Source organism: Pseudomonas sp. FW305-3-2-15-E-TSA4, assembly GCF_058787295.1.
In genome coordinates, this window is the sequence record NZ_JBYSZP010000008.1 from 34,123 (window position 1) to 50,958 (window position 16,836).

Genomic DNA, 16,836 nt, shown 5'->3' on the forward strand with positions numbered 1-16,836 from the left:
AGCTGCCGGTTGTTGATCGTCAACCGTGTAAATGTCTGAAAATGTGCCGCCCCAATCGCGAGCAGGCTCGCTCCCACAGGGGATCTGTGATCGACACAAAACCCATGTGGGAGCGAGCCTGCTCGCGAAGGGGCCGGTACAGACGCCGAAGATTACAAGCCCTCCAGCTCCGCCATCAGATCATTCAAGCGATCCACTTTATCCTCGGTCATGTCACTCGCCGCCAGGCCTTCGATGTACTCGGCCAGTTCCTGCACCGTGCTGCACTCGAACATCGCCCGCAGCGGCACATCGCGTTGCAGGGTTTTCTGCACCCGCGAGGCGATCTGCGTAGCCAGCAACGAATGCCCGCCCAACTCGAAGAAGTTGTCGCGCACACCGACCTTGTCGACCTTGAGCACTTCGGCCCAGATGTCGGCCAGGGTCTGCTCCAGTTCGTTGCGCGGGGCCAGGTAGTCCTGGCTCTGCAACTGACCGATCTCCAGCGCCGGCAGGGCCTTGCGGTCGAGTTTGCCGTTGGTGTTGTGCGGCAGTTGATCCAGCCACAACCAGTGCAGCGGCACCATGTATTCCGGCAGTTCGCTGCGCAGGCGTTGCTTGATCCGCTCCAGACGTTCGCTCGGGTTGAGCGCCGAATCCGCCGCGACCAGATAGCCGACCAGATGTTTGCCATTCACGCCTTCCTGCACGCCGACCGCCGCATCGCGGACTTCCGGCTGTTCATGCAGACGCGCCTCGATTTCACCCAGTTCGATCCGGTAACCGCGAATCTTCACCTGATGGTCGACCCGGCCGACGTACTCCAGCACCCCGTCACTGCGCCGCCGCGCGAGGTCACCGGTGCGATACAGACGCTCGCCCGGCGCGCCGAACGGGTTGGGCACAAATACCGGCGCGGTGCGCAGCGGATCGCTGACGTAACCGCGACCGACACCGGTCCCGGCCACGCACAACTCACCCACCGCGCCCAACGGCACCAGTTCCAGCGCGCCATCGACCAGGTACAGCAAGTTGTTGTCGGTCGGCGTACCGATCGGCAGATAGCTGCCGCGAGTCGAAGCCATGTCCACACGGAAGAACGCCACGTCATCGGAGCATTCCGCCGGGCCGTAAGCGTTGACCAGACCGATCTGCGGATAACGCAGCAGCCATTGGTGCGCGAGTTCCGGCGGCATTGCTTCACCGGTCGGCAGCATCCAGCGCAGACCGTCGAGACTCAGGCGTTCCGAGGCGAGCATGCCCTGAATCAGCGAAGGAACGCTCTCCAGCACGGTGATGCCCTGCGCTTGCACATGCACCAGCAAGCCCTGCGGATCGTGAGCGATAGTGTTCGGCACAATGTCCACCCGCGCCCCGAACAGCGGCGCGGCGAGGAACTGCCAGACCGAAATATCGAAGCTTTGCGAAGCGGTCTGCGCGATCACGTCGGCGTCCGTCAGTTGCAGGTACGGCACCTTGCTCAACTGGTTGTTGAGCATGCCGCGCTGCTCGACCATCACGCCTTTCGGCAACCCGGTCGAACCCGAGGTGTAGATCACGTAGGCCAGGTTGTCTGGGCCACTGTAGATTCCCGGGTTGTGAAGCGATGTCGCCAGCGCCTGCACTTCTTCCCAGACCAACAGCCGTGGACGGTTGGCGCAGCTGAATTCATCGAGCAAAGTCTGCGCCTGTTGGCGGCAGGCTTCGCTGCACACCAGCACTGGCGTGCGGCTCAGCTCGATGATCCGCTGCAGACGCTGGCTCGGCAGGCCCGGATCCAGCGGCAGGTAACCGGCACCGGCCTTGAAGCTGCCGATGATCATCCCCAAAAGATCCAGATTACGTTCGGCCAGCAACGCTACCGGTTGATCCAACTGCACCCCGGCGGCGACCAGTGCTTGGCCGAGGCGGTTGGCGTTGAGGTTGAGCTCGGCATAGCTCAGTTGCTGATCAAGGCAAGTGGCGGCGATGCGCTGTGGATGCGCCGCGACCTGCGCTTCGAACAGCGCCACGTAGCTCTGCTCCAGCGGATAATCGTGCGCGCTCTGGTTGCAGCCGTGCAGCAGGAAGTCCTGCTCCTCGGCCCCCAGCAGCGGCAAATCAGCCATGTCACCGTGGAAGCCATCGACCAATGCCAGCAGCAGGCGCTTGAACTCACCGAGCATGCGCTCGATGGTCGATTCGTCGAAGTAGCGCTGGTCATAGGACAGATGCAGGCCGAGGTCATCGCCCGGGTAGCACACCGCCGTCAGCGGGAAGTTGGTGTGGGTACGACCAGAGTCCGACGTAGCGTTGAGGCTCTGTGCACGGTCCAGCACCGAGACTTCCACCGGCGCGTTCTCGAACACGAACAGACTGTCGAACAGCGGTTGGCCTTTCGGCAATTCGCTCTGCTCCTGGATGTTCACCAGCGGCAGGTATTCGTACTCGCGCAGTTGCATGTTGCTGTCGAGCAAAGCGCTCAGCCACTGCCGCACACTGCTGCGCTGATCGTCCTCAGGCATTTTCACCCGCAGCGCAATGCTGTTGATGAACAGACCGACGGTGCGTTGCATCTCCGGCATTTCCACCGGGCGCCCGGCCACGGTGACGCCGAACAGCACGTCGCGATCACCGCTCAGACGGCGCAGCACCAGTGCCCACGCCGCTTGGGCGAAGGTGTTGATGGTCAGTTGATGGGCCTGGGCCAGCTCGCGCAGACGGGCGCCGTCCTCGACATTCAGTCGCGTGTAGCGGTCGCCAACGATCATGCCGCCGCTTTCGCCCGCGTGTTCGCGCAGGAACGGTCGGTCGCTCGGGATCGGTGTGGTGCGCTCGAAACCTTGCAGGTTCTGCTGCCACCACTGACGTGCCTCGGCCAGGCTCTGGCGTTGCAGCCAGCCGATGTAGTCGCGGTAACGCGGCGGCACCGACAACTGTGCTTCGCGACCTTCACCGAGGGCGGTGTAGATCTCGAAGAAATCGTTCATCAGCAGCGAACGACACCAGGCATCAATCAGGATGTGGTGGTTGCTCATCATGAACCAGTAACGCGCCGCGCCGACCTTGATCAGGCGCAGGTGGAACGGTGCCTGATTGAGCAGATCGAACCCGGCCTCGCGCTCGCTTTTCAGCAGCGCTTGCAGCTTCGGTTCTTGCTCGTCCTCGGCGATGGCGCTCCAATCCAGATACTCGATCGGCGTGCGCCCCGGAGTGTGGATCACTTGCAGCATGTCTTCGCCGACGTTCCAGCAGAACGATGCACGCAGCGCTTCATGACGGGCGACCACCGCTTGCCAGGCCTGGGCGAAACGCTCGGGATCGAGCTCGCTGTTGATCCGGTAGCGATCCTGCATGTAGTACAGACCGGTGCCCGGTTCGAGCAAGGTGTGCAGCAGCATGCCTTCCTGCATCGGCGTCAGCGGGTAGACGTCTTCGATGTGCGCCGCTGGCACCGGCAGTGCATCGAGTTGCGCCTGGGTCAGTTTCGCCAGCGGGAAGTCCGAAGGCGTCAGTCCGCCAGCGTCGTCCTGCAAACAATGTGCGATCAGGCTTTGCAGCTCGCCGAGGTAGGCGTCGGCCAGATCGTTGATGGTTTGCGCCTCGTAGCGCTCGCCACTGAAAGTCCAGCGCAGCAGCAGTTCGCCGCCGTACACCTGACTGTCGATGCTCAACTCGTTGGGCAACGGCGCCTGCGGATCGTGGGCCGCACCGACCGGCTCGTCCAGCGGACGGAACAGCGCATCACTGGCGAAGCTCTGGTCGAACTGGCCGAGGTAGTTGAAGGTCACCGGAGCATTCGGCAACGCCGCCATGCTGCGCTGGCTGAGGTCATCGGCCAGATAACGCAGCACGCCATAACCGAGGCCTTTGTGAGGTACCGCGCGCAGTTGCTCCTTGATCGCCTTGATCGAAGCGCCCTGCCCGGCGGCCTCTTCGATGTTGTGCGGGGTCAGGCGTAATGGATAGGCGCTGGTGAACCAGCCGACGGTGCGAGTCAGGTCGATCTCGTCGAACAGGGTTTCGCGGCCGTGGCCTTCCAGTTGAATCAATGCCGACGGCTGCCCGCTCCAACGGCACAGCACACGGGCCAGCGCGGTCAGCAGCAGGTCGTTGACCTGCGTGCGGTAGGCGCGCGGTGCCTGTTGCAGCAGTTGTTGGGTACGCTCGGCATCCAGGCGCACGCTGACGGTTTGCGCGTGACGATTCTGTTGTCCGCCCTGCGGGTTTTCGCACGGCAGATCGGCGTTCGATCCGGCCAGTTGGGTTTGCCACCAGTTCAGTTCTTCACGCAGTGATTCGCTGCCGGCATAGGCCTGCAAACGTGCAGCCCAGTCTTTGAAGGCACTGGTTTTTGCCGGCAGTTTTACCGACTGTTCGGCGTCGAGCTGGCGATACACGGTTTGCAGGTCGTCGAGCAATACGCGCCACGACACACCGTCGACCACCAGGTGATGGATCGCAATAAACAGGCGTTGCTGCCCTTCGGGACCATCGACCAGCAAGGCGCGCAGCAGCGGGCCGTTCTGCAGATCGAGACTGCGCTGGGCATCGGCGAACAGCGCTGCGCACTGGTCCATCGCCGCCACCCGCACTTGCCACAACACCTCGGCGTCGGACACCGGTTGATGCGTTGCCTGCCATTGATCGTTGGCCTGAGTGAAGCGCAGACGCAGGGCGTCGTGCTGTTCGATCACTGCCAGCAGCGCCTGCTCCAGACGATGCGGTTCCAGCGCCACGCTCGGCTCCAGCAGCAGCGCCTGGTTCCAGTGCTGACGCTCAGGGATTTCAGTGTCGAAGAACCAGTGCTGGATCGGCGTCATTGCCGACTCACCGACCACGAATCCTTGCTCGGCAGTGACTTGCTCGCTGCGGCTGGCGACAGCGGCCAGGGTCTGCACCGTTTGATGCTGGAACAGATCCCGTGGACTGAAATGAATGCCCTGCTGCCGCGCACGGCTGACCACTTGAATCGACAGGATCGAGTCGCCGCCGAGTTCGAAGAAGTTATCGTTGAGCCCGACCTGCTCGACGTTGAGCACCTCGCACCAGATCTGCGCCAGGGTCTGCTCCAGCTCATTGCTCGGGGCGACGTAGTCCTGACGATTCAGCTCGGGATCCGGTGCCGGCAAGGCGCGGCGGTCGAGTTTGCCATTGGCGGTCAGCGGCATGCTCGCCAACAGGATCAGGTGCGTCGGCACCATGTAATCCGGCAGTTGCGCCTTGAGGTGTGACTTCAGTGCTTCGCGCAATTCGGCTTGTTGCGCTTCGCCTTGTTCGGCGACGTCGCTGACCAGATAGCCGACCAATTGCTTACCGCTCGGCGCATCCAGCGCCAGCACCACCGCTTCGCGGATCGAGTGGTGATCGAGCAGTCGGGTTTCGATCTCACCCAGCTCGATGCGGAAGCCACGGATTTTCACCTGATGGTCGATCCGTCCCAGGTATTCCACCATACCATCGGCACGCTGGCGTACCAGATCGCCGGTGCGGTACATGCGCCCGCCATCGGCGGCAAACGGGTCTGCCACGAAACGCTCGGCGCTGATGCCCGGACGGTCGTGATAGCCCTGCGCCAGACCGGCACCGCCGACGAACAATTCACCGGTCGCGCCTTGCGGCACCAACGCCAGATCGGCATCGAGAATGTACGCCACGCGGTCACCGATCACGCTGCCGATCGGCACGCTGCCGGCGCGTTCTTCCAGCACTTCCGGGGCGAGACTGGCGAGCGGCATGACGACCGTTTCAGTCGGGCCATAGGCATTGAAGAACAGACTCGGCTTGAACGCCGCGCGAATCCGTTGCAGATGTTCGCCGGTCAGCGCCTCGCCGCCGGTGATGATCATCCGCACCGGCAGAACCTGGCTTTGCGTGGCGAGGAACTGCGCCAGCTGGCTGCCGTAGCTCGGGGTGAAGCCGAGCACATTGATCCGATGGGTGCGGATCAACCCGCAGATTTCTTCCGCATCCCACTGCCCTTGCGCTCGCAGCACCACTTGCGCGCCGCTGAGCAACGGCACCAGCAGACGCTCGGTGGCGGCGTCGAAGTTGATCGAATAGAAGTGCAGCTCGCAGTCGTCCGGGCGCATGCCGAAACGTTCGATCACGGCCTGGCAATGCATGGCGATTTCACCGTGGGACACCACCACGCCTTTCGGCTTGCCGGTCGAACCCGAGGTGTAAATCAGATAGGCCTGATGCTGCGGCAGGCTGATAAAGGGCAGCTCAGTGGCCGGGTAATCCACCAGCGCCGCGCTGTCATCTTCCAGGCACCAGCGCGCCACGCTCGACGGCAAATCGCCGAGGGCGTTGAACATCGCGCGGTCACTGAGCAGCAGACCGATGCGGCTGTCTTCGATCATGTAGTGCAGGCGATCGAGCGGGTATTCCGGGTCCAGCGGCACATAAGCGCCGCCGGCCTTGAGAATCGCCAGCAGGCCGACGACCATTTCCAGCGAACGCTCCAGCGCCAGACCGACCCGCACTTGCGGGCCGACCCCACGCTCACGCAGGGCCCAGGCCAGGCGATTGGCGCGGGCATCGAGTTCGGCGTAGCTCAGCGTCTGTCCGGCGAAAGTCAAGGCCGGGGCATCTTTGCGCGCCAGCGCCTGCTCGGCGAACAGATGATGGATGCACTGATCGAGACGACGCTCGCCCGGCTCAACGCCGAGGCTGTCGAGCAACTGCTGTTGCTCAGTCGGGTCGAGCAGCGGCAATTGGCTCAGACGCTGTTGCGGATCGGCGATCAACGCTTCCAGCAGGTTGCGCCAATGTTTTGCCATGCGCGCAATGGTCGGTTCATCGAACAGATCGGTGCTGTAGGTCAGGCAGCAACCGAGGCGATGGTCGAGGTCGGTGACTTCCAGGTTGAGGTCGAACTTGGTCGCCCGCGCATCGTTGGCCAGGTACTCGACGGTCATCCCGGCGAGCATGCGGCTCTGCTGGAACTCCCAGCGCTGCACGTTGCACATCACCTGAAACAGCGGGTTGTACGCCGCGCTGCGCGGCGGTTGCAGCGCTTCGACCAGATGATCGAATGGCAGGTCCTGATGCGACTGGCCCTCGATCACCGTGTGGCGCACTTGCTCGAACAATTCGCCCACCGACATCTGCCCGTCGAGCTGGCAACGCAGCACCTGAGTGTTGAGGAATGCGCCGATCAGCCCTTCGCTTTCCGGACGAATCCGGTTGGCCACCGGCGCGCCGATGCGCAGGTCGGTCTGGCCGCTGTAGCGGTAGAGCAAGGTGGCGAGCGCAGCGGTCATGGTCATAAACAGGGTCAGACCGTTTTGCGCATTGAATGCACGGACGCGCGCGGCGAGATCATCACTGAGATCAAAACGGAACAATTCACCCTGATGGCTTTGCACCGGCGGACGCGGACGGTCGCCGGGCAGTTCCAGCAACGGATGTTCGCGACCGAGTTGCGCGGTCCAGTAGTCGAGCTGGCGCTGACGTTCACCTGACTCCAGCCACTGCCGTTGCCAGACGCTGTAATCGAGGTACTGCACCGGCAACGCTTCAAGCGGCGAATCGCGCTCATCGACAAAGGCTTCGTACAGCGCGCTGAGCTCGCGGGCAAAAATATCCATCGCCCAGCCTTCGGTGACGATGTGATGCAGGGTCAGCACGAAGTAATGCTCGTGCTCGGCGGTCTTCACCAGACAGGCGCGCAGCAGCGGGCCGCTTTCCAGGTCGAACGGCAGATGCGCTTCGTCATCGGCCAGTTGCTGGACGTTCTGTTCACGCTGGTCAGCCGGCAGTTTCGAGAAATCTTTCCAACCCATGCGCACGCCGGTTTCGGCATGCACCTGTTGACGGGCCACGCCATCGACGCTCGGGAACGTGGTACGCAGGGTTTCGTGGCGCAGGATCAGCGCCTGCAAGGCTGCCTCGAAATGCTCGACGTGCAACACGCCGCGCAGGCGCGCCATGCCGCCGACGTTGTACGCCGGGCTGTCCGGCTCCATCTGCCAGAGGAACCACATGCGCTGTTGCGAGTACGACAACGGCACCGGTTTGCTGCGATCGACTTTGGCAATCGGCGGCTGTTGGTTGGTCTGGCCGCTGGCCTGGATCAGGCGGATCTGTTCGGCGAAATCGCCGAGTTCGCTGTGCTCGAACAAGGCACGCAACGGTAGCTCGACGTCACAGGCCTGACGGCTGCGCGAGATGATTTGTGTGGCCAGCAACGAGTGTCCGCCGAGGGCGAAGAAGTCGTCGCGCAGACCGATCCGTGGCAGACCCAGCACTTCACGCCAGATCGCGGCGATCTGTTGCTCCAGCTCAGTGACCGGTTCGACGTGTTCACGCACCTGCCACTGCGGCTCAGGCAAGGCGCGACGGTCGAGTTTGCCGCTTGGGCTGAGGGGCATTGCGTCCAGGCGCATCAGTTGCGCCGGGACCATGTATTCCGGCAGCTCGGAGGCCAGCGCGTTTTTCAGGCGGGCGATCTGTGCGTCCTGATCTTCGCTGGCGTCGGCGGCAGTGAAATAGCCGATCAGTTGCGCGCCGGCTGCGGTTTCCCGTACCAGCACCACGGCCTGGGCGACGCCGTTTTGCGCCAGCAGCCGTGCTTCGATTTCTTCCGGTTCAACGCGGAAACCACGCAGTTTGACCTGCTGATCGAGGCGCCCGAGGTATTCGATCACGCCGTCCGAGGTCCAACGTGCACGGTCGCCGGTGCGGTACAAACGTGCGCCCTGCTCGCCCAACGGGTCGACCACAAAGCGCTCGGCCGTCAGCGCCGGACGACCGAGGTAACCCCGGGCCAGACCGATGCCGCTGATGCACAGTTCACCCGGCACACCGGCCGGCACGGGATTGAGATCGGCGTCGAGCACGCGGCAGATCACGTTGCCCAGCGGCCGGCCAATTGGCGAACGCTCACCGTCGTCCGTGGTGCAGTGCCAGTGGGTGACGTTGATCGCGGTTTCGGTCGGGCCGTAACGGTTGTGCAGTTGCACCGCCGGCAGCTGCGCCAGCACGCGGTTGCGCAGTTCCGCCGGCAGCGCTTCACCGCCGGAGAACACCCGGCGCAGGCTGGTGCATTCGGCGCTCAGCGGCTCGTCGATGAACAGCGAAAGCAGTGGCGGCACAAAGTGCAGCGTGGTCACACCGTATTCCTGCACCAGTTGCGCGATGCGATGCGGATCACGGTGTTCGCCGGGGCCGGCGATCAGCAGACGCGCGCCAGTGATCAGCGGCCAGAAGCATTCCCACACCGATACGTCGAAACTGATCGGCGCCTTTTGCATCAGCACGTCGCTGTCATTCAGGCGATAGCTGTTCTGCATCCACTGCAGCCGTTCGGCCAACGCGACGTGGGTGTTGCCGACGCCCTTCGGTTGACCAGTGGAGCCGGAGGTGTAAATCACGTAGGCGAGATTGTCGCCGTGCAGGTGCAGACCCGGTGCCTGGCTCGGCCAGTTTTCCAGGTGCAGCGCGTCCATGGCGATCACGCTGACGCCGTCACTGGCTGGCAAGCGATCGAGCAATGCGGTTTGGGTCAGTAGCAGTTCGACGCCGCTGTCGCTGAGCATGTAAGCCAAGCGCTCGGCCGGATAATCCGGATCCAGCGGCACATAGGCGCCACCGGCCTTGATGATCGCCAGCAGGCCGATCAGCAGTTGCGACGAACGCTCGGCGGCAATCGCCACGCACACATCCGGGCCGACACCTTTGTCGCGCAGATAATGCGCGAGACGGTTGGCCTGGGCGTGCAATTCGGCGAAGTCGAGGCTACCTCCGTCCCACACCAGCGCGGTGCGTTCCGGAGTTTGCCGCGCCTGTTCGTTGAGCAGTTCCGGCAGCCATTGTTGCGTCGGCGTACACGGGGCGATGCTCCATGCCTGCTGCTGTTCGTGCTCGCACGGAGTCAGCAATGGCAGGTCGCCGATCGCCTGTTGCGGTTGTTCGCAGACGGCGCGCAGCAGGTTGCTGAAATGTTCGGCCAGACGCTCGATGGTCGCCGCGTCAAACAGTTCATCGGCGTAGTCGAAGGACAAGGTCAGGCGTCCGTTGCGATCTTCTTCGCTGTGCAGTTGCAGGTCGAACTTGGCCTCGCGGCTGTGCCACGGCAGCTCTTCGGCGAGCAGGCCCGGCAGGCGCTTGAGCGCACTCAAGTCGCGTTGCTGGTGGTTGAACATGACCTGGAACAGACCTTGTTCGCGAGCCTGCGGGAACGCTTCGAGCAGTTGTTCGAACGGCAGATCCTGATGGACCTGCGCACCCAGTGCAGCCTCGCGGGTCTGCGCCAGCAACTCGACAAATGACAGTCGTGAATCAACCTCGGCCCGCAGCACCTGGGTGTTGATGAAGAACCCGATCAGACCCTGGGTTTCGAGGCGCGGACGGTTGGCGTTGGGGATGCCGACGCGGATATCGCGTTGACCGCTGTAGCGGTGCAGCAGGCTCTGGAACGCCGAGAGCAACAGCATGAACGGCGTCGATTGATGCGCCTGCGCAGTCTGCTTGATCGCGTCGCTGAGGCTGACACCGAGGCGCACGCTGTGGCGCGCGGCGCTGTGCAATTGTCTGGCCGAACGCGGATGGTCGGTGGCCAGTTCCAGCACCGGATGTTCGTCGCCCAGTTGCGCTTTCCAGTAGGCCAGTTGCCGCTCGCCCTCGCCTTGCGTCAGCCATTGGCGCTGCCAACTGCCGTAGTCGGCGTATTGGGTGGGCAGCGGCGCGAGTTCGGCGCGCTGGCCTTGGGATGCCGCAGCGTACAGGCGCGAGAATTCGTCGATCAGCACGTTCAGCGACCAGCCGTCGGCGATGATGTGATGCAGCGTCACCAGAAGCTGATGATCTTCATCGTCGAGGCGTACGAGTGTCACCCACAGCAGCGGGCCTTTTTCCAGATCGAACTGGGTGCGCGCCTCGTCCTCGCGGATCTGTTGCGCGCGGGCTTCACGCTCGTGCGCCGGCAGGTCGCTGATGTCGATCAGTTGCAGGTTGAATTCAGGTGCGGCGGCGACTTGTTGCAGCGCTACGCCGTCGCGCTCGAAGAAGCGCGTGCGCAGCGATTCGTGACGCTCGATGAGTTGCTGGAAGCTGGCGCGCAACGCGTCTTCGTCCAGCTCGCCACGCAGACGCAGGGCGCCGGGGATGTTGTAGGCGCTGCTGTGCGGGTCGAGTTGCCAGGTGATCCACAAACGGTTTTGTGCCAGCGATTGCGGCAGTGCTTGCGTGCGCGACAACGCAGTGATTGCGCCTTGGGCGCTGCCGCCGTCCTGTTGCTGTTGCGCGACCGCAGCGGCGAATGCGGACAGGGTCGGCGCTTCAAACAGCAGGCGCAGGTTCAGCTCCAGCGCCAGTTCTTCGCGGACCCGGGCGATCACTTGCGTGGCGGCAATCGAGTTGCCGCCGAGCAGGAAGAAGTGATCGTCGGCGTTGACCTGTTTGAGGTTGAGTTGCTCGGCCCAGATCTTGCCGATCAGGGCTTCCAGCTCGGAAGCTGCCAGGGTCGACTCGGTACTTTGCAGCTCGGCGGAGGGGAACACCGCGTAGCTGTCGAGGCTGCCGTCGGCCAGACGATTGCGGCACGCCGAGCGTTGCAACTTGCCGCTGGACGTCTTCGGCAGCGCGCCCGGGTTGAGCAGCACCACCACGCTCGGTGCCTCTTGATAGGCCTCGGCCACCGCTTGGCGAATAGCTTTGATCAGCGCTTCGGGCGGCAGGATTTTCTGCACGCTGCGGCTGATTTCTGCGGCGATACCAATGCCTTCTTCACCGTCTTGAGTGACCGCGAATGCCGCGACGCGACCTTTGCGCACCACCTCCACTTCGTTCTCGACGGTCTTCTCGATGTCCTGCGGATAGAGGTTGTGGCCACGCACGATCAGCATGTCTTTCAGGCGCCCGGTGATGAACAGTTCACCGTCGCGGATGAAGCCCAGATCGCCAGTGCGCAGCCAGGTGCGGCCGGCGTGCTGAACGAAGGTCTTGGCGCTGGCCTCGGGATTGCGCCAGTAGCCGTGAGCGATGCTCGGGCCGGCGGCCCAGACTTCACCGACGAGGTTGTCAGCCAGTTCGTTTAGCGTTACCGGATCGACGATTAGCACCGCATGTTCAGGCTGGCTGATGCCGCAACTCATGATCGGGCTGCCGTCGCCCGGCTCGGCGCGGTTTTGCGCCAGTGCCTGATCATCGACGCGCAGTGCAGGAATGCCGGTGCCCCGTGGTGTGCCGGCGACGAACAAGGTCGCCTCGGCCAGACCATAGGAGGCCATGAAGCTGTCTTCGCTGAAGCCGCACGGGGTGAACTTCTCGGCGAAGCGCTCAACGGTGTCGAGACGGATCGGTTCGGAGCCGGAATAGGCCACGCGCCAGCGGCTCAGGTCGAGGCGCTCCAGCGCCGATTCGCTGACCCGCTCGCTGCACAAACGATAGGCGAAATCCGGCCCGCCGCTGATGGTGCCGCCGTATTGGCTGATCGCTTCAAGCCAGCGCAACGGGCGACCGAGGAAGTACGCCGGCGACATCAGGATGCACGGCACGCCGCTGAAAATCGGCTGCAGCAATCCGCCGATCAGGCCCATGTCGTGGTACAGCGGCAGCCAGCTGACGATCACGTCGTCGGGGTTCACGTCGATGCCGAAACCGTGGCGAATCAGCAGCTCGTTGGCCACCAGATTACCGTGGCCGACCTGCACGCCTTTGGGCAGCGCGGTGGAGCCGGAGGTGTATTGCAGGAAGGCGATGTGGTCTTGCGGCAGAGCCGGTTCGACCCAGCGCTCGGCCAGGGCGTTGTCGAGGGTATCGACGCACAGCAACGGCGGCGCGCCGTCGATTTGCTGCAAGGCATCGCGCACGTCGGCACTGGTCAGCAACAGACGCGGTTCGGCGTCGGCAATGATCGACAGCAGGCGTTCCTGATGATGGCGACGGGCGGACTCCGGTGGATAGGCCGGCACGGCGATAACCCCGGCGTACAGACAACCGAAAAACGCCGCGACGTAATCCGCACCGCTGGGAAACAGCAGCACCGCACGATCGCCGAACTCAGCCTGGGCCTGCAGCGCGGCAGCAATGGTGCGCGCGCGTTGATCCAGTTCGCGGTAACTGAGCACCACGCCCTGCTCCTCGGTTTCGGCGAGAAAGCGCAGGGCCAGGCGATCCGGCGTCTGTGCCGCACGGCGCTGGAGGGCTTGGACCAGAGTGCTGGGGAGTTCGAACGCGTCGGTCATGAGGTTTCCTGCCTGAATTCGGCTTGCTAAGTGGAATCGGGTTGCTGCGTCACGCCGATCGAGGGCGTGCAGGGCGCGGTCTGTGCCGACCGCGCAAGGCATCGGAATGCTGTCTGGCCGGGGCTCGGTACCCGGAACCATTCACCAATGAGAACGGATGACGTCTTGAAATAATTAGTCGGCAGGCTGGATCGCCAACGGGGGCTGGGGTGTGGCGGTGTGTCGCAGTTCTCGATTCGCACCTTTACGGAGCATTAGTTCTCTTTCTCAATTGACAATCATTATCATTCAACATAATTTGTCGCTCGATGTGTAGGACGGCCCCGTCCCCCAGGCGTCCCACTAACCTATTGGCAGCAAGGTGATTTCCATGACGGAACAAGTATCCACAAGCAGGTGCGATTCACCGCTACTTCAGGCCTTCGTCGACAATCGACTGATTCTGGTGAAGATTGCAGCGCGCATTACCGGCTGCCGTTCACGCGCCGAAGATGTGGTGCAGGATGCGTTCTTCCGCTTGCAGTCGGCCCCGCCGATCACGTCGTCGATCAAGGCGCAATTGAGTTATCTGTTCCAGATCGTGCGCAACCTCGCCATCGATCACTACCGCAAACAGGCGCTGGAACAGAAGTACTCAGGCCCGGAAGAGGAAGGGTTGAATGTGGTCATTCAGGGCGCTTCGCCGGAAACCTCGCATATCAACTTCTCGACGCTGGAACACATCGCCGACGCGCTGACCGAACTGCCCAGCCGCACCCGCTACGCCTTCGAGATGTACCGTCTGCACGGCGTGCCGCAAAAGGACATCGCCAAGGAACTCGGCGTCTCGCCAACCCTGGTCAATTTCATGATTCGCGATGCGCTGGTGCACTGCCGCAAGGTGTCGGGCAGTCGCGGGGATGCGGCTTCGATGGGTCGTCGTTAATCAGCGAAATCGTGGTAACCCCATTCGCGAGCAGGCTCGCTCCCACATTTGTCCTGTGTATGCAGAACCTGTGTGGGAGCGAGCCTGCTCGCGAATGCGGCCTCAAGATCACGTAGATCTTTGAGGCCTGAACCTCAGGCCAGCTTGCACCGATCAAAAAACCGCTCACGCCCCAGAATCATCAACGCCGCACGCTTGTGCGGAAAGTCGAATTCCTTCTCGCAGTGGAAGCACTGATTCTGCATGTGGCCGATCATCTTCGCGTTGTCGGCACGCGGTTCGGCGACCACGCGCTGGGTACGCGGATCATCCAGAAACAGATAGTGCACCAGCGCCGACAACCAGCTCGCGACCTTGTGCGGGCCACGGTGATTCTCTTCCCCCACCAGCATGTGAATGCCACGGTCGTAATTGTCGACATCATAGAACGGCGCGATACGGTCTTCCTTGGCCCAGTAGGCCTCGAAATAGGCAAACGGTTGATCGTCGAAGCAGCCGATCAACGTCAGCGTGTGCGGATCGGCGTCTAGCTTGCTCAGGTATTCGCGATGCTGCTCAAGACTGCCCTCCTCCTGCCAGAAACTGGCGACACGCGGACTGTTCTGCCAGCGATTGAACCGCGCCAGATCCTGCTCGATCTCCACCGTGCGCAGGGAAATCCACGCCCCGAGGCGTGCATCGAAACGTCGATAGACTTCGCCGCGCGGCTTGACCGGACGCAGCGGATGGCGCTTGCCCTGGCTGATCACCATTTGTTGTGGGTAGCTGCCGCTCAGCGATGTACCGAGCCATGGCTGCGGCAATTGCCAGAAAAGGGTGCGCTCGCAACGGTATTCGCCGGCCACTTCGGTGCTGACCAGCAAGCCGCTGAGCAAGGCTTCGGTGGGCGGCTGGTCCAGTTGCCAGAGCAATTGCTGACGCTCCGGCTCACGGGCGAACAACCAGTAACAGGCAGCCCACAACGCCAGGCCGGGGGGCAGGGCAAAACACTCATCGAGCTGAATCGGGCCGGTGCCGTCACGATTCAGACGCAAGCGAACCAGCGGTTGCCCGTCCAGGCTCAGGCTCAGACGGCTTTCAGTAGCATCGGCTACCAGTTCACTGCCCGAAGGCAAGGCCAGGGCAGTCAGGTCATTCAGATTGGACATGGGTCGGGCTCACGATAATCGTCGACAGTTCAACGATGGGACGTGAGCCGCACGGGAAAATTTAGCCGGCGGGGTGAAATCAGTGTTGCGGTACCGGTACCAGAGCGATCTTGTATGGCTCGAAAATCTTCAGCATTTGTCCGTTGTCCCGCAGCTCCTGCAACAATTTGCCAAACGCCTCACCGGTGATCGGCGCGGCCGGGCGCAAAATGGAGTAGTGGTGATAAACCTGATCGATGCGCTGCGACACCAGCAACTTGTCGGCCACCTTTTCGTTGCGTTTCAGGTAGTCGAACAGGTAAGAGCGCGTGACCAAGGCGATGTCGGCGCGCCCGCGCAGCACCATCAACAGGTTGCTGTCATGGGAATAGGTCAACGTGGCCTTGAACGTATCCGCGAGAAATTTGGGATCGGCGTTGAAATTGGCGAACTCGTAGTGATAACCGCTGTACAGCGCCAGCCGCTTGCCCTTGAGGTCCGAGAAGTAATCCTGCTGCCGACCCTCTTCGCGTTGCGCGACGAAAATCTCGGCATCTTCCAGACCCATATCGACCGTGGTGTGTGGAATGTCCTTCCAGCCCCACTCCGGGTTTTCGAAAATCGCCATGTCGGTGCGCCCTTCCTTCAAGTCACCGAAACGCCGGGGAATCGAGGTCGGTACCAGGACAAACTGATACTCCGTCTGCAACGCATTCAGCGCTTCGACCAATTCCGGCAGCAGACCGGTGTCGGCTCCGTTTTCCGGGCGGATGGTGTAAGGCGGAAAGTGCGCGGCGCCCACTCGAACCAGTTGCGCCGCCTGCGCAGGCAACCCTGAAAATGCCGTCAGCGCGACGAGTACCAGCCCCGTGGCCGTCCGAATTGGCGAAGACTTCAAAACACCCCACTCCCCGAAAAAATACCGATCAATGCATTCAAGCTAGGCGGTTTCGCCCAGTTAGCCAGTTTCCTGACCTGTTGGAACGTGGGTTAACGCTCTTCGAGCACCAGAATCAGCGCTTCATCGGCCAACTGATCGAGGCTCAGGCTGCCGCCGGCACGAAACCAGGTGGTGGTCCAGGACAGCGCGCCAGTGAGAAAACGTCGGGTAATGAATACATCGCCACGGATAAACCCCGCCTCCTTGGCTTCGCCCAGCACCTGCAACCAGAGGTCTTCATAGACATCGCGCAGGGCCAGCACCCGGGCCTGACCTTCTTCGGACAGCGAACGCCATTCATAGACCAGCACCGCCATGGCTTCGCCGCTGCCGCCCATGATCGACTGCAACTCGCAGCGAATCAGCGCCAGCACCCGCTCGCGCACGTTGCTGGCTTCGGCCAGCGCAGCGCGCATCAACGCGGTGTTGTAACGGATGGTTTCTTCCATCACCGCCCGAAGGATTTCATCCTTGCTTTTGAAGTGATGAAAAATGCTCCCGGACTGGATCCCTACCGCCCCGGCCAGATCGCGCACGGTGGTGCGTTCATAACCCTTGTTGCGGAACAGGTGAGCCGCCACTTGCAGCAGTTTGCCGCGGGCGCTGTCAGGGTCGGTCAACTGGCCTTGGTCGACCAGTTCGCGCATGACCCTCAGGGCTTTTTGCTCGTCCACCCGTTCTCTCCTACAGTCG

General features: G+C 62.6%; 5 protein-coding genes. 1 reads left to right on the forward strand and 4 read right to left on the reverse strand.

Annotated features, from left to right (window positions below):
• Positions 1 to 152: 152 nt before the first annotated feature.
• On the reverse strand, positions 153 to 13,151 hold the full coding sequence (locus AC3WMV_RS12785) for a non-ribosomal peptide synthetase (RefSeq protein WP_103368481.1): 12,999 nt from the start codon (positions 13,149 to 13,151) through the stop codon (positions 153 to 155).
• 370 nt (positions 13,152 to 13,521) lie between these two features.
• On the opposite strand from AC3WMV_RS12785, the gene AC3WMV_RS12790 reads away from it, so the two are divergent.
• Complete coding sequence (locus AC3WMV_RS12790) at positions 13,522 to 14,076, forward strand: RNA polymerase factor sigma-70 (protein WP_027613402.1); 555 nt, start codon at positions 13,522 to 13,524, stop codon at positions 14,074 to 14,076.
• Positions 14,077 to 14,210: 134 nt separating this feature from the next.
• On the opposite strand, the gene AC3WMV_RS12795 is transcribed toward AC3WMV_RS12790, so the two are convergent.
• The 3 genes from AC3WMV_RS12795 to AC3WMV_RS12805 form a co-directional block, all read right to left on the reverse strand.
• Positions 14,211 to 15,224 carry a GNAT family N-acetyltransferase gene (locus AC3WMV_RS12795; RefSeq protein ID WP_103368479.1) on the reverse strand — a complete coding sequence of 338 codons (1,014 nt, stop codon included), beginning with the start codon at positions 15,222 to 15,224 and terminating at the stop codon, positions 14,211 to 14,213.
• A 79-nt stretch (positions 15,225 to 15,303) separates the two neighbouring features.
• Positions 15,304 to 16,101 (reverse strand): substrate-binding periplasmic protein, encoded by a 798-nt coding sequence (locus AC3WMV_RS12800; RefSeq protein WP_027613404.1) that lies wholly within the window; start codon positions 16,099 to 16,101, stop codon positions 15,304 to 15,306.
• A 92-nt stretch (positions 16,102 to 16,193) separates the two neighbouring features.
• Positions 16,194 to 16,817: a TetR/AcrR family transcriptional regulator gene (locus AC3WMV_RS12805; protein ID WP_027613405.1), complete on the reverse strand. Its 624-nt coding sequence runs from the start codon at positions 16,815 to 16,817 to the stop codon at positions 16,194 to 16,196.
• Positions 16,818 to 16,836 lie beyond the last annotated feature (19 nt).

What these genes read in the sequence shown, in the direction of transcription:
- AC3WMV_RS12785 (WP_103368481.1), bottom strand. Translation starts at nt 13,151, where the DNA reads ATGACCGACGCGTTCGAACTCCCCAGCACTCTGGTCCAAGCCCTCCAG.
- AC3WMV_RS12790 (WP_027613402.1), top strand. Translation starts at nt 13,522, where the DNA reads ATGACGGAACAAGTATCCACAAGCAGGTGCGATTCACCGCTACTTCAG.
- AC3WMV_RS12795 (WP_103368479.1), bottom strand. Translation starts at nt 15,224, where the DNA reads ATGTCCAATCTGAATGACCTGACTGCCCTGGCCTTGCCTTCGGGCAGT.